Genomic DNA, 15,911 nt, shown 5'->3' on the forward strand with positions numbered 1-15,911 from the left:
TGTAAATATAGCAGTATTTATTTATTGCTACTGATATACTTTTCAAAGTAATAATTTGCCGCTGCTAAATCTTCAAGAGCATGGCCTACAGATTTAAATACAGTAAGTTCATCAGTATCCATTCTTCCTCCTTTTTTACCTGAAGTAAGTTCAAATAAATTAGCTTTGATTTCTTCTTCTCTTAATACTCCAGTTTTTAGAGGGATGGCTATATCTCCACTTTCATTAAGTCCATCGTAAGTGTCTACATAAACATTTGATTTAGAGATAGTTTCATCATCAGCTTCTCTCATGTCTTTTTTATAAGCTCCAACCAAATCTACATGTTGCCCTTTTCTTAAATGTTTTCCTAGTATAAGTGGTGTTTTAGATAAGGTTGCTGATGAGATAATATCTACATCACCTATTTTTTCTTCAATAGTTTTAATAGGAGTAATGGTAAAATCTTCATTCTCTAGTTGTTTACAAATGGCTAGTGCTTTGTTATAATTTCTTCCCCAAACAAAGACTTTTTTAAGTTTACGAACGCTTGCGTGTGCTTTGATTAAATTGATAGATAAAGCTCCCGTACCAATCATCAATAAAGAACTAGCATCTTTACGAGATAAATAGGAAGATGCTAATGCTGAGGCTGCAGCAGTACGTTTAGCTGTTAGACTTTTAGCTTCTATAATAGCTTTGATGGTTCCTTTGGTGGCATCTAAGTAAATATAAGTTCCTTGAATAGAGGGTAAATCAAATTGACTATTTTCTGGACTTACAGTAATAATTTTAACGCCAGCAGTTTCGCTAGGATTCCAAGCAGGCATTAATAATAGGGTGGAATCACTATTCATTTTTGGATTAGGAAAATCGTGATGATGTCTCTTAGGTACCATTAATTTATTTTCAGCAAAGTTTTTTTTTATTACTTCTATAAGCTCCGTAAAAACAGTGTTTTCTTCTATAAAAAGATTGTCTATTTGTATGATAGGATCCATAAATTATGTGTTTTGATTTTGTAGAAAGCATGTGTTTGTATAAACACCATACAAAGGTAAGGATTTCTATGTAGAAGAGAAGATTAGATCTTACTCACTAACAATAAAACTACTCCATTAACGGAGTTAAATACCTGAAAGTTTCTTGATATCCTTTTGCAATTAAACTTTCTGTTTGTGAAGTATGATACCTATCAAAAGAACCTAAATCTGGAGTAATTAAAATATCTGCTTGTTGGGTTTGTAATCTTGCAGCGGTTTCTAAAGTAAAATGAAAACTATTCTGTAAAACCTCAATCATATTTCCAGGTTTTCCGTATAGGTGTCTGGCATTTAAATCAATAGCAATAATGGTTTCAGCTTTCATTTCTTGTAAAGGACTTACGGGAACATTTTCAGCGATGGCACCATCTACTAGCATAAGGTCATCAATAGTAATAGGATTAAAAATTCCGGGAATACAAGAGCTTGCCATCACAGCTTGGGCAACATTTCCTTTTTTTAAGACTACCTTTTCACCTGTGGCAATATTGGTTGCCATAATGGCTAGTGGAATTTTCGCATCTTCTATGTTAACGTTTCCTATATTTTGTTTCATAAAATGAGCAATTTTGTTATTACTCATCAAACCAAATTTAGAGATGGAAAGAGAAGTAATGTCTTTCCAACTAATGTCTAAGGCAATGTCTTTTACTTTTTCACAATTGTTGTCAAATGCATAAAGTGCTGCAACCATGGCTCCAATGCTGGTGCCACTAATCCATTTTACTTGTAAATCTAATTCTTCAATAGCTTTTAAAACACCTACATGGGCTGCTCCTAAAACGGCTCCACCTCCTAAAGCCAATCCTACTGCATTACCTTTTTTTAGTGTTTTCATAAATAAATGTTTTAGAGTTCAAAAAAACTAAACATACATCCTCCGTATCGTTTGGCTTGGGTAAAATTAGGTAAGTTGCTTAAATCTGTTTGTTGAGAATGTTCAACCACTAAAGTTCCTTTTTCGTCTAACAAATTGTTTTCCCATACCAATTCAGGAATTTTGGCAAATTGTTCATCACTAAAATCATAAGGAGGATCCGCAAAAATAACATCGTATTTTCCTGTATGTTTTTCTAAAAAAGAAAAGACATCTGCTTTAATAGTGTTGATGTTAAATTCTAACTCTTTGCTAATTTGATTAATGTAATTTATACATCCATGATGTTGATCTACAGAAGTAATCTGAGTATTTCCTCTAGACCCAAATTCAAAACTAATGTTTCCGGTACCAGAGAACAGATCTAAGACAGTGATGTCATCAATATCGTACCAATTGTTAAGAATGTTAAAAAGTCCTTCTTTGGCCATGTCTGTGGTTGGACGAACAGGTAAGTTTTTAGGTGCGGTTAATCTTCTTGATTTATATTTACCAGAGATAATTCTCATAAGTGTAATTGTAATAGGTTATAATGTGCTTGTGGTAAGGTAACAACGTTTTTTCCTAATTTAGGATTTAAAGTAGCATAAATGCTTACATTTCTTACATAATTGTAAAGTAGCTGGTATACATCGTCTTTTTCTTTAATGGCACCATACAAGGTTAAAGCAAAGCTATTAGGATCCATTTTTAATTGTTCTGCTACAAATAAAACATAATACACAAAATCTTCTTTGCTTTGATAACTAAAATGATTTCCCAATAACAACTGATTATTTTCTATCACCATCAATTGAAAATTGTTTTCATAAACATTTACAAACATCGCTTTGTGTCCAACATCGTTAGATTTTAGAATGTTTTGTAAAAAAACAGTAGAAGAGTGTAAGTAGGTAAACTCACCAAAAGAATCAAAAATAAAATTATTTACGTTTACAAAAGGGATATAAACATTGTTTATACTGAACTCGTTTAACTCATCAAAACTTACATAATCATTCTCAAATACTTTAACGGTATTTTGTAAATAGCTATTAAGAATGTCTTCGTTAAAATAGGGTTGAGGCACAAAGGTGTTTAGTTCATTGTGATGAATTAATACAACCTCTTCGTAAGTATCATGTAAAAGCACATTGTTTTCAAAAATACGTTTCACTTCTTCTAGTATACTAGTAGGGGTGGTTATTTTGTTAGAAAACGGAATAGAGACAATATGTTCGTAATTGTTTTCTGCGTTGTTATATACGCAAAAAGAAAATCCATCCGAACTTAATTGGATGGATAACTTTTTATAATTATGTATAAGTGTTTCCTTACTCATTACTAGTTACTTGCCATAGCATCATATAATGGTGGCCAGTTTCCTGCTGTGCTTACTTCGTTTAAAGAACCAATAGTAATATATCCTCCAGGAATTTCATCTCCTCCTAATGCTAATTTTTCTTGTTTTATTAATGATGGACTCATTCCTTCTAAAACCTCTGCCTTGTCAATTTCAACTTGAAATACTGAAGCTAAAACATCATTTGCTCTCAGAATAACCGCAGATTGAATTTTAAATTCTTTATCAGAATTAGGAATTTTTAACATGTTTTTATAATTACGTCCTGCAAAAATCTTTTCTTTTACAGATTCGTAACCAATAGTGTCAGTTACTTTTTTCTCAACTTCAACCATTAAAGGAGACCAAGTAGTTCCTCTGTTTTCTTTAACAATTTCGGTATGTGTATTGGTAATGGCAAATTGAGCAGTATCAATAAATTTGATCAAACCGTCACCATCTCCTGTAAATTTCCCAGTGATTGTATTGTAAGCATCTTCAGCATCTGCAATTAACTTTAATTGTTTGATTACTTCAACATAACGTACTTTTTTCTCTTTGTTAAACTTGATAGGTTCCATGATCCCATCATAAATTAAATAAGAAATGTATCCTGCAGCACCAAGTAATATGATAGAAACAATAGGAGTGAATTTAATAGGTAAATATTTTACAATAAGTATAGCTAAGGCAACCGCTATTACTATTCCTAAAAGAATAAATAAAATCATTTTGTTTTTTGTATTAATTTTATAATGAACGAAGCCAAATTTACAATTTTTTTTTATTCATAAAAACTTTTACACATATTTCAATCCTTATATTTGTGTAAACTTTTTTCATGATAAAATCTTCTACAGTTTTTTATAAGACCTTATTAAAAAAATTCCCATTTGAACCAACACCAATTCAGCAAGAACTATTACGTCAACTATCTGATTTTTCGTTTGATACAGATGATGATGCTATTTTTATTTTAAAAGGATATGCAGGTACAGGTAAAACAACCACTATAAGTACTTATGTCAATCATCTGTGGGAAATTGGTAAAAAAGCAGTTTTATTAGCCCCTACTGGACGTGCCGCAAAGGTAATTTCTAATTATTCTAAGAAAAAAGCACATACTATTCACAAAAAAATATACCATCCTAAGAAACAGTCTAACGGGAATGTTGCCTTTGTAAAGCAACCAAACAAACATACCAATACTTTTTTTATTGTAGATGAATCTTCTATGATAGCAGATGGTTCTGGAGAGGTGAATTTGTTTGAGAGTAATTCTTTGTTAGATGATTTGATGGAATATGTGTACAATGGTCTTAACTGTAAATTAATATTTATAGGAGATGTTGCACAGTTGCCACCCGTAAAATCTGAAATGAGTCCTGCATTGTCTGTAGATACTTTGTCTATTAACTATGGTAAAAATCCTTATTTATTGGAATTAGATCAGGTAATGAGACAACACGAAGATTCCGGAATTTTATGCAATGCAACAGCACTTCGCGCTCAGTTAGAAAGAGATGGCTTTTATGATTTTCAGTTTGATTTAAAATTTCCAGACATCATTCGTTTACAAGATGGATATGATATTGAAGATGCTATTGTGAACGCTTACGACAGGGCAGGAGTAGAAGATACTGCTTTTATTGTACGTTCTAACAAAAGAGCCAACCAATACAATCAACAAATTAGGACTAAAATCCGTGGTCAAGAAAGTGAAATTTCTGCTGGAGATTATGTCATGGTGGTAAAAAATAATTATTTCTGGTTAAAAGATACTACCGAAGCTGATTTTATTGCTAATGGTGATATTTGTGAAGTGCAGCAAATTTATAATATTAAAGAATTGTACGGATTCCGTTTTGCAGAAGTAAAACTAAGATTGATAGATTATGAAGATTTAAAACCTATTGATACGGTTATTTTGTTAGATACTCTAACTTCGGAAACCCCTTCATTAACCTATGAAGAATCAAATAGATTGTATCAAGAAGTACTACAAGATTATGCAGAGGAAAGATCTAAATACAAGCAAATGTTATCTGTAAAGAACAACCATTACTTTAATGCTTTGCAAATTAAGTTTGCTTATGCCATGACATGCCATAAATCTCAAGGAGGACAGTGGGATACTGTTTTTATAGAACAGCCTTATTTACCTGATGGGTTGACCAAAGATAGTATGCGTTGGTTGTATACTGCTATTACTCGAGCCAAAGAAAAGGTTTATTTAATCGGATTTAAGAACGAGTATTTTGAGGAAAATGAATCGTAAATTTTGATGCTTTTAAAGTACTTCAATATTTAACATGATTACCAGCCGTATTTCTTATTAGTTTATTAATTTAGAAACTAAATCATAACAAATAAATGAAAATAGATATCAATGCAGATTTAGGAGAAGGTTTTTTGTTTGATGAAGAAATCATGCAAAATATTTCCTCATGTAATATTGCTTGTGGTGGACATACAGGTAGTGATAATTCTATGAGAGCAACCATTCGTTTGGCTGTAAAATATGGAGTAACTATTGGAGCGCATCCATCTTATCCAAATCCTGAGTTTTTCGGAAGAGAAGTCATGGATATTTCTGATGAAATGCTAAAGAAAGTTATTAGAGATCAAATTTTAACTTTGATAAGAATTGCTAGAGAAGAAGGTGCTTATGTGCGTTATGTAAAACCTCATGGAGCTTTGTATAATAAAGCTTCAGTCGATAGAGAAATGGCATTGTTGTTGGTCAATATTATTCAACAAATAGAACCAAGTGTGGCTTTAATGGGCTTGGCTGGTTCTGTGTTAGAAGAAGAAGCAAAAAAAGGACATCTAATCTTTTTAAGAGAAGGTTTTGCTGATAGAAGATATCATGATGATGGTACTTTGGTGTCTAGAAAAAATCCGTTAGGAGTGATTCGTTCTAAAGAACAAGTATGGGAACAGGTAGAAAGTATGATTTTGAATAAAAAAATCATCAGTTTAGAAGAAAATGAAATATCACTAAACATACACAGTCTCTGTTTTCATGGAGATACTCCCGAAGCAGTTGAATTGCTTTCTTATGTTAATCAACAATTAGAAAAACATAAAATAGAAGTCAAAAATGTCATTTAAAGTTGTTCCATATGGTGAAAGTGCTTTTTTAATTCAGTTTGCAGATGAAATTTCTGTTGAAACTCATTTAAAAGTAAAAGCTTGTTACCAACAACTTAAAAAGATGCATATTCATGGAGTTCATTCTTTAATTCCGGCATACAATTCTATTACGGTCATGTTTCATTCTGAAAAAATAGAAAGCAGTACTTTAAAAGTATTTTTAGAAAATACTCCTTATAAAATTACTGAAGAAGAACTAACCAAAAATATTATTGAAATTCCAGTGTGTTACGAAGCCCCTTATAGCTTAGACATGGAATATATTTCTGGAAAATTAAACTTAAGTCCCCAAGAAGTTATAGATCTACATACAGCGCAACCTTATCTAGTTTATATGATTGGGTTTGCTCCAGGATTTATGTATTTAGGAGGTTTGGATAAGCGTTTGCACACACCTAGAAAACAAACTCCAAGAGTTCAAATTCCAGCAGGAGCTGTTGGTTTGGCAGATCAACAAACAGGAGTTTATCCTTTGGTGACCCCAGGAGGTTGGCAAATTATAGGACAAACACCAATATCATTGTTTTCTAAAGAAAAACCATCATTGGTGGCTATGGGAGATTACGTACAGTTTGTGCCTATTTCTGTAGCTGAATTTGAAAAAATGAAAAAGGCATGAGTATAGAAATTTTATCTCCAGGTTTAAATACTACCATTCAGGACGGTGGTCGTTTGGGATTTCAAGACAAAGGAATTCCTGTGAGTGGTTTTATGGATGTTACATCTGCTCAATTAGCAAATACTTTGGTGACTAATGAACTCAATACTGCTGTGATTGAAATGACCTTATTAGGAATAAAATTTAAAGCAACGCAAGCCATTACCATTGCCATTACTGGAGCAGATATGCAGCCCAAATTAAATGGAAAATCAATCACTATGTACAAAGCTGTAGAAATTCCAAAAGACGGTATTGTTACTTTTAAAGGAGCATCTTCAGGAGTTTACGGATATATTGCAGTATTAGGAGGATTTAAAACACCAAGAGTATTGGGGAGTAAGTCGACTTATGTACCGGCAAAATTAGGAGGATACAAAGGAAGGATCTTACAAAAAGGAGATTTATTACCAGTTTTACACAATACTTTAAAGGCTATTAAATCTAAAGTAAAAACTCCTAATTTTTTATTAAGTGTTGAATTGTTTTGTGTGAAAGGACCAGAATGGGATTGGTTTTCTACAGAAAGTAAAACCGCCTTTCTCGATACTATTTTTACCATTGGAAAAGATAGCAATAGAATAGGAATTCGTTTAGAAGGTAATAAAATAGTACTTCCTAAAAAAGATGAGATCATTTCATCAGGAATTATTAAAGGTACAGTACAAATCACCAAAGCAGGTGATCCTATTGTAATGATGGCTGATGCACCTACTACAGGAGGTTATCTTCGTATGGTAAATCTTACCCAAAAATCTTGTGATTTACTAGCTCAAGTTCCCATAGGAGGAAAGGTACAATTTATATTAAAATAAAGTACGGGTAAACATATTAAAACATTTACCCGATACTATTTAGACAGCCACATTTGTATAATTTTGAATGTTGGTTTGGTGTAAAAATTTCATTTCAAAAACCTGTTCTTTTTCTTCTAATTTTTCATTTTCAGAAATCCACAATCTCATCAAATGATCAAATTCAGATTCAGGTAAATCTTTTCTTTTAATAATAGTGTTGTAAATGTTGTTTAGTTTTTTTCTTTGTTCGTGTAAGCTTAATTGATTTGCCATAATGGTATGTTTTTTTGTTTGATACAAATATGTGATCAATGTGTGTTGTGTTTGTGCACAATTGGTTATTTTTGATTTTTTACTAAAACATTCCATAAATTATGGCAACCAATAAAAATGCAATCATTCGTTATCAAGCGTTAGACAAATGCTTTAGAAATACTGGGAAAAAATACAATATCAATGATTTAATAAAAGCGTGTAATCAGGCTTTGTATGATTTTAATGGAGAAACAGATGGTATTAAACGTAGACAGATTTACGATGATATCAACTTTATGAAAAGCGAACAGGGTTATGGAGTTGAATTAGAGGTAACCAAAGAAGGTAGAACTGCTTATTATAGATATGTAAATCCCGACTTTTCTATCAACAACCAACCGATGAATGAAACGGAAGCCAAGCAATTAAAAGAAGCTTTGTTAACCTTAAACAGGATTAAAGGAATGCCTCAATTTGGTTGGGTAGAAGAATTGACTTTGAAGTTAGAAAAGGATTTTGATTTTCACGAAACGCCAAGAGAAATTTTAGGTTTTGAAAACAATCCGTATCTAAAAGGTTTAGAGCATTTAAACACTTTATTTAATGCTGTTTTATATGAAAAAGTATTGCTAATAGGTTATCAAACCTTTAGAAATAATGAAGTGGAAGTATTTTCTATGCATCCACAATATTTAAAACAATATAATAATAGATGGTTTGTATTAGGAACCCATTCAAAATATAAACCTGTAACTACTCTAGCTATTGATAGGATTGTGTCTATTAAAGAGAGTAAGGAAGAATACGAGGTTTCAACTATTGATTTTACAGAGCGTTATGAGGATATTATTGGAATTACCAGAGGTTTAGACGATAAGTTAACCACCATTACACTAAAGGCTAATAAAAGTTTGGCTTCGTATATTTTAACGTCACCATTACATGGAAGTCAAAAAAATGGGGAATTGAATGAAGATGGATTAACGTTTACTTTAGAAGTAATTCCTAATTATGAATTAGAACAACAAATTTTATCTTACGGAGAATCTTTAAAAGTAGTATCCCCTCCTGAGTTTGTGAATAAAATAAAAAACAGAATTAAAGATAGTTTAGATAATTACAAAAACTAAACATTTAAAGTTATCATTATCCAATGAAGCAAAAAACTTATACAAGGTGCCTAGAATGTAACACTGTAAATGAAGATAGTGATTACTGTAAAAACTGTGGAGCATTAATCAATATTGTTCTAAAACGTAGGCTAGAAAGTGAGGCTATGGAAGAGAGAAGAGTAGCTCTTGAGAATAAAATAAAGGAAGAGAGTAAAGTTTTAAAATTCTTTGAAAATGGTTTAACGCACCCATTCTTTATTATAAGATTATTCTTTAAAACATTACATTACATCTGGCTCTTTTTATCCATGGTTTTAGGTGGATTAATAGCCTCTATATTAGCTGCTGCGGCAGGTTAATGATAAAAACTTAGAATCCTAAAATGAAAGTTTTCCGTTTTTTTAAACCAATGCAATTGATATATTTTGTTTTAGTTATCATAGCTTTAACGGTTTATTCACTAAAACAGCATGGATATCAACTTCCGTTGTTCATCAATAATTTTTTAAATGATTTACTTTGCTTACCAATTGTTTTAGGAATAATTACTCGTGTGATACAATTTCTTAAAAAAGATTCTGAATTTAAACTTCCTATTGGATTTATTATTTGCTTGGCAACTTACTATTCTATCTATTTTGAATATTATCAACCTAGAGTAAATAATCGGTATACTTCTGATTGGATTGATGTTTTATTATATTTCATAGGTGGTTTTTCTTATTTTTTCATCAGTAGATATAAAACAAATAAAAAAAGTATATAATAAGTTTTTGACATACTTTCCTTCATCAAATTTTAAAGTCTTGCTAAAGAGCATTAAATAAATCATGCTCTTAAAAGAAGTGTTTTTAAATATTAGTTGCTTTTAGCATAAATCTAGATTATCAACCCAAAATGTCTAAATAAAATAGAATCATTATTTAGCTATGGTTTACAATTTAAAGACCATTGTTTTTTAGGAAAACATTTCTTGAATTTATTTATGAAAAAATACCTGTAAAGTTTTGGTCAATTCTAAAAGATAAATACATTTGCAAAAGTAAATGCATCATTGTTGCTTTTACGGGATAACTCTCCTTAAACAGGATTCATGAAAAATAGCTGGTTAAAAATTACGATAGCCCATTTGTTTCTCGCTCTTTTTATTTCTATAAAAATGGCAGGTTTGCATGCTTTTTTTCATTCTGATGAGGATAATGGTCATATAAATCACTGTAAAGTTTGTGAGCATGTTGTTTTAGACAATTTAACTCCTAGTTTAGCAAGTTATACAGGTGATTTTGAATTTGATCTTCTAAAAAAAGAAATAACACAAGAAGTTAAAACTGACTATAACTTTGTAGTAATTTCTGCTAGAGATACTTCTCAACTTTTTTCTAGGCCTCCGCCAGCAAAAAAATAATTAAACCTAAGAACCTTTTTATATAACTACATGATTTTTTTGCCATAGTATTTAATGGCATTAAAGAATCTATATAGGGAAGTTATGTATGTAGGTATCGTTATTTCTTTGTCTTCAAATTCTTGTTAGGAGACAATTATACAAATCAATCAACAAATTATGTATCGTAAATTATTGAGTATGTTCCTTTTTTGGGGAATATATATTACTGCGTTTGCACAACATATTCCTCATCAAATAAAAGGAAAGGTGTTAAATGCTAGTTCTTTAAATCCTATTGAAGGAGTTACTGTTATGGGGAATGGTCTTTTTGCTGTTACTTCAGCAAGCGGAGAGTTTTATATCAATAATGTTAAAACAGATCATTGTGTATTAACTATTTCTCATGTGGGTTTTGAAATAAAACAAATACATGTTACCAATGATGAAAATGATGAAGATGAGGAAGCGATAAAGATATTATTAAATCCTTCTAGGACCTCTTTAAAAGAAGTTCAGTTATATGCCAAAAAACAATTTCATCAACCCATAGAAATGCCTATGATATCTAAACAGGTTGATAAGGAATTTATGGAGCAAAACAGAGAAAATAGTTTAATGCAAACTTTGTCTAAAATTCCAGGAGTAACTACCATTAATATTGGATCAGGACAATCAAAACCTGTGATTAGAGGTTTAGGGTTTAATAGGGTAGTAGTGGTGCAAAACGGAGTAAAACACGAAGCACAACAATGGGGAGCTGATCATGGTTTGGAAATAGATCAGTATGCCGTAGAAAGTATAAAGCTTATTAAAGGGCCAGCTGCTATTATGTATGGTTCTGATGCCATTGCAGGTGTAGTTGATATTCAACAACCTAGTATTCCACTAAAAAATACGTTTAAAGGAGAGGTAAATGTTTTGGGAGAAAGTAACAATGATTTGTTGGGGATTTCCACAGGAATTACAGCAAGGACTAATCAATGGTTTTACCGAACAAGATTAACGTATAGAGATTTTGCTGATTACAAAGTACCAACAAATAAAATTAGTTATGAGAACTACCTTTTTAATCTTCATGACAACAATTTAAGAAATACAGCAGGTAAAGAGGCTGATGCTAGTTTTAGTTTGGGGTACAAAAACAATAATTTTATTACTGAAACTACTTTTAGCAATGTAAATGCAAAAAACGGTTTTTTTGCGAATGCTCACGGATTGGAAGTAAGAAATTCCGATATAGATTATGATAGTTCTAACAGAGATATCGATTTTCCATATCATAAAGTCAATCATTTTAAAATTACCAACAACACTAAAATTGCATTAGGAGATCATCAATTAGTTATTGATGTAGGGTTTCAAAACAATATAAGAGAAGAACATTCTGAACCGGTGCCACATGGTTATATGCCAAAACCTGAAAACAGCAAAGAACGCAGATTTCATAAAAATACCTATAGCTTAAATATTAAAGATGATATCCATATAAACGACCAACATCATTTGGTAGCGGGAATCAACTTAGAACAGCAACAAAACACTATTGGAGGATGGGGGTTTTTAATTCCAACCTACCAACGTTTTACAGCTGGAGCTTTTGTATATCACCAATTAAAAATCAATCAAAAGTTAGACATCATGTCTGGAATTCGTTATGATTTTGGATTGATAAATACCAAAGAACATTTTGATTGGTATAGAACTCCAGTAGAAAATAATGATGGAACTACTTCACAAGTTTATTTACAAAGAGCTCGTAACAAAAGCCTTGATTTTAGCAATTTTAGTGGAAGTGTTGGAGTCAATTATCAGCATCACAACACTACTTACAAAGTAAATATTGGAAAGAGTTTTAGAATGCCTTTGGCTAATGAGTTGGCTTCTGATGGAATAAATTACCATATGTATAGATATGAACGAGGGAATATCAATTTACAACCAGAGTCATCTTACCAAGCAGATGTTGAATTTAATTATGCTGGGAATAAAGTACATGTAAATGTAAGTCCGTTTGTTAATTATTTTGACAATTATATTTATTTAAATCCAACTTCTAATTACGATAATTCTGAAAATCTACAAACGTATGAGTTTACGCAAGCCAAAGTTTTTAGATATGGAGGAGAAGTAAGTGTTGCTACTACTTTATTTAAAAAGTTAGAACTACAGGCATCGGGAGAATACGTGTATTCTAGACAAACTAGTGGAGCAAAAAAAGGATTTACCTTACCGTTTTCTCCACCTTTATCAGGATTGTTTACAGCTACTTATTTGTTTAAAGATTTATCTTTTATAACATCACCTAAGTTGGTGGTAGATTATAAAATAACTGCTTCTCAAGAAGAAATTGTACCTCCTGAAGAAATTACAGAAGGATTTCAAGTGATGAATATTTCTTGGTTTGCTAATCTTTATCTATTAAATAAAACACAGTCCGTAAAAGCAAAATTCAAAATCAACAATGTGTTTAATACCAAATATTTTAATCACACAAGTTTCTATCGTTTAATTGATGTTCCAGAACCTGGAAGAAACTTTTCAATATCATTAACAATACCATTTTAAATACAATTATTAATCAATTAAAATCAAATTAAAAATGAAAACAACAATGAAGAAATTAAACATTAAATTTTTAGCCATGGCTTTTTTTATGGCCTTAACCTTACAATCTTGTAGCGAAGACGACGACCCAATATTAAATGCACCTATTATTTCTGGTTTTGAATATGGAATTCATGGAGAAGAAGGGCATAAAGCTTATAGAGGAAAAGATTTGCATTTAGAAGCAGAAATTACTGCAGAAGCAACTGTAAAAAGTATTTCTGTATCTATTCATTCTCACGAAGCTGAAGTAGGTGAAGGAGAAGTAGAATGGGATTTTGAACAAACTTTTACCGATGTAAAATATTTGGTAATCAACCCAACATTTCATGAACATATAGATATTCCTGCTACAGCTCCAGCTGGAGAATATCACGTAGAATTTGTTGTAACAGATGAATTAGGAAACACTACAGAAATAGAAGGTCATGTTGATATTTTGAGTCAAGTAGCAATCAGTGACTTTGAAATGGATGAAACGGTTGTTAGAGGAAATGATATTCATGCAGAATTTATGATTGCTGCTGTTAACGGAATTCACAACATTACTGTAAATATTCATGCACATGGATTAACAGTAGGAGCTGGTGAAGAAGAATGGCATTTTGACCAAGTTTATGAAGATGGTTTTCACGAATTAACAGAAGCTGAATTTCACAAACATATTGATGTTCCTGCAACAGCACCAGCTGGAGAATACCATGTACAAATAACTGTGAAAGATGAAGATGGAAACACTGCAGTTTATGATGGTCATATAGACGTTACAAAATAATTAAACAAATGAAAGAGGTTGTTTAAAAATGTATTAGAAAACGTCATTCTGAATTTATTTCAGAATCACAACATACTTTAAATAGTAGCTATGAGAAACTGAAACAAGTTCAGTTTGACGAAGTTTTATCTTTTAAACAATCTCTTTTTAATAAAACTAGCAAATGAAGTTTTTAAAACCTTATTTTATTTTATGGTTAATGGTAGTGACTGCTTGTTCTACCGATAATGATATTGATAAAGATTTAGACAAGCCCACTATTACTGTTAATTATGATGGTGGTTTCCCTCAAGGATGTGAACAATTACAACGAGGAAATACTTATATCATAAAAGCAAAAGTTACAGACAATTTGGCTTTGGCCTCTTATAGTATTGATATCCACAATAATTTTGATCATCATACACATGATGATCAAGGAAAAATCTGTGACTTAGAACCTATAAAAACCCCAGTAAACCCTTTAATTTTTAAAGAAAATTTTAAAATAGAAGGAAATTTAAAAGAACAAGAAATTGAAATAGAATTAAACCTTCCAGAAAGTATTGATACTGGTGATTATCACTGTGCTTTATCGGTAACTGACCAAACAGGATGGAATACTAGAACTTCTATTGATATTAAAATTGTGGAGTAAAAGTTTTATAAAACATGAAAAAATTACCTGTAACTGTATTGAGTGGATTTTTAGGAGCTGGAAAAACTACTTTATTAAATCATATTTTACACAACAAAAAAGGATTGAAAGTCGCTGTAATTGTAAACGATATGAGCGAAGTTAATATCGATTCTCAGTTTATAGAAAGTGAAAACACCTTGTCTAGAACCGAAGAAAAGTTGGTAGAAATGTCTAACGGATGTATTTGCTGTACCCTTAGAGAAGATTTAATGGTAGAGGTAGAAAAATTGGCAGCTCAAAATAAGTTCGATTACCTAATCATAGAAAGTACAGGTATTAGCGAGCCCATTCCTGTAGCACAAACTTTTAGTTTTGAAAGTGAAGATGGAACCATAGACTTAAGTAGATTTAGCTATGTTGATACCATGGTGACTGTAGTAGATGCGTTTAACTTTTTTAAAGATTTTTCTAGTTCTGATTATTTAGCAACTCGAGAATTAACAGATATTGAAGGTGATGATAGAACCATTGTAAACTTATTAACCGATCAAATAGAGTTTGCAAATGTTATTATTGTAAATAAAAAAGACATGGTTTCTGCTGATGCTTTAGAAGAGTTGTGTGCCGTTATTAAAAAATTAAATCCCGAAGCTCAAGTAATCACCACCAATCATTCCGAAGTTGCTTTAGATAAAGTAATTAGTACAGGATTGTTTGATTATGAAAAAGCAGAAGCTTCTGCAGGTTGGATCAAAGAATTGGAAAATGAACACACTCCAGAAACCGAAGAATATGGTATTGGTTCTTTTGTGTTTAAAACTAAAAAACCATTTCATCAAGACCGTTTTTTTAATTATTTAAACACCAATTTTCCTCCAAATATTATTAGAAGTAAAGGATTGTTTTGGATGGCATCAAGATCACATCAAGCCTTGTTATGGAGTACCGCTGGTGGTTCTGTAAAAGCTGATCATGCTGGAGTTTGGTGGGCATCTATGCCGTATAAAGAAAGAATTAATTATGCTTCTTTTAATGAAAATACAGCGCTAATAGAATCGGACTGGGATGCAGATTTTGGAGACAGAAAAATAGAATTGGTATTTATAGGTCAAAACATAAACAAAGAAAATATGGTATTAGCATTGAATAAATGTTTGTTAACAGACCTAGAAATTATAGAATGGAAAAACGGATTGTTTCCTCAAAAAGACAATTGGCCTATTGTAAAATAAAACACATTTGGAGTTTTTTTAATTAATCATAATGAAAGTGATAATATTAATAAACTACCAATATAGTTATAATCGTAGAGGTCGATTTTTACGCTA

18 protein-coding genes are annotated in these 15,911 nt (G+C 31.3%); 12 read left to right on the plus strand and 6 right to left on the minus strand.

All coding sequences use genetic code 11. The features are described 5' to 3' along the window. Nucleotides 1–17 precede the first annotated feature (17 nt). The 5 genes from BUB70_RS09280 to BUB70_RS09300 all read right to left on the minus strand — a co-directional run bounded on the left by BUB70_RS09280 (nucleotide 18) and on the right by BUB70_RS09300 (nucleotide 3,951). A complete protein-coding gene (locus BUB70_RS09280) occupies nucleotides 18–980 on the minus strand; it encodes a bifunctional Delta(1)-pyrroline-2-carboxylate/Delta(1)-piperideine-2-carboxylate reductase (RefSeq protein WP_073120811.1) in 963 nt (320 codons plus the stop codon). A gap of 109 nt (nucleotides 981–1,089) precedes the next feature. Further along, a complete protein-coding gene (locus BUB70_RS09285) occupies nucleotides 1,090–1,860 on the minus strand; it encodes a patatin-like phospholipase family protein (RefSeq protein ID WP_073120813.1) in 771 nt (256 codons plus the stop codon). A gap of 11 nt (nucleotides 1,861–1,871) precedes the next feature. Next, nucleotides 1,872–2,408 carry an RsmD family RNA methyltransferase gene (locus tag BUB70_RS09290; RefSeq protein ID WP_073120815.1) on the minus strand — a complete coding sequence of 179 codons (537 nt, stop codon included), beginning with the start codon at nucleotides 2,406–2,408 and terminating at the stop codon, nucleotides 1,872–1,874. Further along, on the minus strand, nucleotides 2,405–3,220 hold the full coding sequence (locus BUB70_RS09295) for a DUF3822 family protein (protein WP_073120817.1): 816 nt from the start codon (nucleotides 3,218–3,220) through the stop codon (nucleotides 2,405–2,407). Before BUB70_RS09295 ends, BUB70_RS09290 begins: the two co-directional genes overlap by 4 nt. Before the next feature lie 2 nt (nucleotides 3,221–3,222). Then, the gene (locus tag BUB70_RS09300) at nucleotides 3,223–3,951 is read right to left on the minus strand and encodes a hypothetical protein (protein ID WP_073120819.1); all 729 of its coding nucleotides are present in this window, start codon (nucleotides 3,949–3,951) and stop codon (nucleotides 3,223–3,225) included. Between the two features lie 110 nt (nucleotides 3,952–4,061). On the opposite strand from BUB70_RS09300, the gene BUB70_RS09305 reads away from it, so the two are divergent. The 4 genes from BUB70_RS09305 to BUB70_RS09320 all read left to right on the plus strand — a co-directional run bounded on the left by BUB70_RS09305 (nucleotide 4,062) and on the right by BUB70_RS09320 (nucleotide 7,849). Then, nucleotides 4,062–5,498 (plus strand): ATP-dependent DNA helicase, encoded by a 1,437-nt coding sequence (locus BUB70_RS09305; RefSeq protein ID WP_073120822.1) that lies wholly within the window; start codon nucleotides 4,062–4,064, stop codon nucleotides 5,496–5,498. 95 nt (nucleotides 5,499–5,593) lie between these two features. Continuing rightward, entirely contained in the window at nucleotides 5,594–6,334 is a 741-nt protein-coding gene (pxpA, locus tag BUB70_RS09310) for a 5-oxoprolinase subunit PxpA (RefSeq protein WP_073120824.1), read from the plus strand. Further along, complete coding sequence (pxpB, locus tag BUB70_RS09315) at nucleotides 6,324–6,995, plus strand: 5-oxoprolinase subunit PxpB (RefSeq protein WP_073120826.1); 672 nt, start codon at nucleotides 6,324–6,326, stop codon at nucleotides 6,993–6,995. The genes pxpA and pxpB overlap by 11 nt, the downstream gene beginning before the upstream one ends. Beyond that, on the plus strand, nucleotides 6,992–7,849 hold the full coding sequence (locus tag BUB70_RS09320; protein WP_073120829.1) for a 5-oxoprolinase subunit C family protein: 858 nt from the start codon (nucleotides 6,992–6,994) through the stop codon (nucleotides 7,847–7,849). Before pxpB ends, BUB70_RS09320 begins: the two co-directional genes overlap by 4 nt. 39 nt (nucleotides 7,850–7,888) lie before the next feature. On the opposite strand, the gene BUB70_RS09325 is transcribed toward BUB70_RS09320, so the two are convergent. Continuing rightward, the gene (locus BUB70_RS09325) at nucleotides 7,889–8,104 is read right to left on the minus strand and encodes a hypothetical protein (RefSeq protein WP_143155277.1); all 216 of its coding nucleotides are present in this window, start codon (nucleotides 8,102–8,104) and stop codon (nucleotides 7,889–7,891) included. A 101-nt stretch (nucleotides 8,105–8,205) separates the two neighbouring features. On the opposite strand from BUB70_RS09325, the gene BUB70_RS09330 reads away from it, so the two are divergent. The 8 genes from BUB70_RS09330 (at nucleotide 8,206) to BUB70_RS09365 (ending at nucleotide 15,815) form a co-directional block, all read left to right on the plus strand. Beyond that, complete coding sequence (locus BUB70_RS09330) at nucleotides 8,206–9,216, plus strand: helix-turn-helix transcriptional regulator (RefSeq protein WP_073120834.1); 1,011 nt, start codon at nucleotides 8,206–8,208, stop codon at nucleotides 9,214–9,216. Nucleotides 9,217–9,362: 146 nt separating this feature from the next. Beyond that, nucleotides 9,363–9,557: a hypothetical protein gene (locus BUB70_RS14105; protein ID WP_159431426.1), complete on the plus strand. Its 195-nt coding sequence runs from the start codon at nucleotides 9,363–9,365 to the stop codon at nucleotides 9,555–9,557. A 50-nt stretch (nucleotides 9,558–9,607) separates the two neighbouring features. Further along, nucleotides 9,608–9,964, plus strand: coding sequence for a hypothetical protein (locus BUB70_RS09340; protein ID WP_073120950.1), 357 nt, complete (start codon nucleotides 9,608–9,610; stop codon nucleotides 9,962–9,964). Between the two features lie 327 nt (nucleotides 9,965–10,291). Beyond that, complete coding sequence (locus BUB70_RS09345; protein WP_143155278.1) at nucleotides 10,292–10,603, plus strand: hypothetical protein; 312 nt, start codon at nucleotides 10,292–10,294, stop codon at nucleotides 10,601–10,603. 159 nt (nucleotides 10,604–10,762) lie between these two features. Beyond that, entirely contained in the window at nucleotides 10,763–13,150 is a 2,388-nt protein-coding gene (locus BUB70_RS09350; RefSeq protein WP_073120841.1) for a TonB-dependent receptor, read from the plus strand. A gap of 34 nt (nucleotides 13,151–13,184) precedes the next feature. Next, nucleotides 13,185–13,964 carry a DUF4625 domain-containing protein gene (locus tag BUB70_RS09355; RefSeq protein WP_229742966.1) on the plus strand — a complete coding sequence of 260 codons (780 nt, stop codon included), beginning with the start codon at nucleotides 13,185–13,187 and terminating at the stop codon, nucleotides 13,962–13,964. Between the two features lie 163 nt (nucleotides 13,965–14,127). Then, a complete protein-coding gene (locus BUB70_RS09360) occupies nucleotides 14,128–14,601 on the plus strand; it encodes a DUF4625 domain-containing protein (RefSeq protein WP_073120843.1) in 474 nt (157 codons plus the stop codon). 14 nt (nucleotides 14,602–14,615) lie between these two features. Continuing rightward, nucleotides 14,616–15,815: a GTP-binding protein gene (locus tag BUB70_RS09365; RefSeq protein ID WP_073120845.1), complete on the plus strand. Its 1,200-nt coding sequence runs from the start codon at nucleotides 14,616–14,618 to the stop codon at nucleotides 15,813–15,815. Nucleotides 15,816–15,911 lie beyond the last annotated feature (96 nt).

Source organism: Wenyingzhuangia marina (assembly GCF_900130035.1).
Classification (GTDB): Bacteria; Bacteroidota; Bacteroidia; order Flavobacteriales; family Flavobacteriaceae; genus Wenyingzhuangia; species Wenyingzhuangia marina.

What these genes read in the sequence shown, in the direction of transcription:
- BUB70_RS09345 (WP_143155278.1), top strand. Translation starts at nt 10,292, where the DNA reads ATGAAAAATAGCTGGTTAAAAATTACGATAGCCCATTTGTTTCTCGCT.
- BUB70_RS09295 (WP_073120817.1), bottom strand. Translation starts at nt 3,220, where the DNA reads ATGAGTAAGGAAACACTTATACATAATTATAAAAAGTTATCCATCCAA.
- BUB70_RS09360 (WP_073120843.1), top strand. Translation starts at nt 14,128, where the DNA reads ATGAAGTTTTTAAAACCTTATTTTATTTTATGGTTAATGGTAGTGACT.
- BUB70_RS09330 (WP_073120834.1), top strand. Translation starts at nt 8,206, where the DNA reads ATGGCAACCAATAAAAATGCAATCATTCGTTATCAAGCGTTAGACAAA.
- BUB70_RS09320 (WP_073120829.1), top strand. Translation starts at nt 6,992, where the DNA reads ATGAGTATAGAAATTTTATCTCCAGGTTTAAATACTACCATTCAGGAC.
- BUB70_RS09290 (WP_073120815.1), bottom strand. Translation starts at nt 2,408, where the DNA reads ATGAGAATTATCTCTGGTAAATATAAATCAAGAAGATTAACCGCACCT.
- BUB70_RS09280 (WP_073120811.1), bottom strand. Translation starts at nt 980, where the DNA reads ATGGATCCTATCATACAAATAGACAATCTTTTTATAGAAGAAAACACT.
- BUB70_RS09365 (WP_073120845.1), top strand. Translation starts at nt 14,616, where the DNA reads ATGAAAAAATTACCTGTAACTGTATTGAGTGGATTTTTAGGAGCTGGA.
- BUB70_RS09350 (WP_073120841.1), top strand. Translation starts at nt 10,763, where the DNA reads ATGTATCGTAAATTATTGAGTATGTTCCTTTTTTGGGGAATATATATT.
- BUB70_RS09340 (WP_073120950.1), top strand. Translation starts at nt 9,608, where the DNA reads ATGCAATTGATATATTTTGTTTTAGTTATCATAGCTTTAACGGTTTAT.
- pxpA (WP_073120824.1), top strand. Translation starts at nt 5,594, where the DNA reads ATGAAAATAGATATCAATGCAGATTTAGGAGAAGGTTTTTTGTTTGAT.
- BUB70_RS09305 (WP_073120822.1), top strand. Translation starts at nt 4,062, where the DNA reads ATGATAAAATCTTCTACAGTTTTTTATAAGACCTTATTAAAAAAATTC.
- BUB70_RS09325 (WP_143155277.1), bottom strand. Translation starts at nt 8,104, where the DNA reads ATGGCAAATCAATTAAGCTTACACGAACAAAGAAAAAAACTAAACAAC.
- pxpB (WP_073120826.1), top strand. Translation starts at nt 6,324, where the DNA reads ATGTCATTTAAAGTTGTTCCATATGGTGAAAGTGCTTTTTTAATTCAG.
- BUB70_RS14105 (WP_159431426.1), top strand. Translation starts at nt 9,363, where the DNA reads ATGGAAGAGAGAAGAGTAGCTCTTGAGAATAAAATAAAGGAAGAGAGT.
- BUB70_RS09355 (WP_229742966.1), top strand. Translation starts at nt 13,185, where the DNA reads ATGAAAACAACAATGAAGAAATTAAACATTAAATTTTTAGCCATGGCT.
- BUB70_RS09285 (WP_073120813.1), bottom strand. Translation starts at nt 1,860, where the DNA reads ATGAAAACACTAAAAAAAGGTAATGCAGTAGGATTGGCTTTAGGAGGT.
- BUB70_RS09300 (WP_073120819.1), bottom strand. Translation starts at nt 3,951, where the DNA reads ATGATTTTATTTATTCTTTTAGGAATAGTAATAGCGGTTGCCTTAGCT.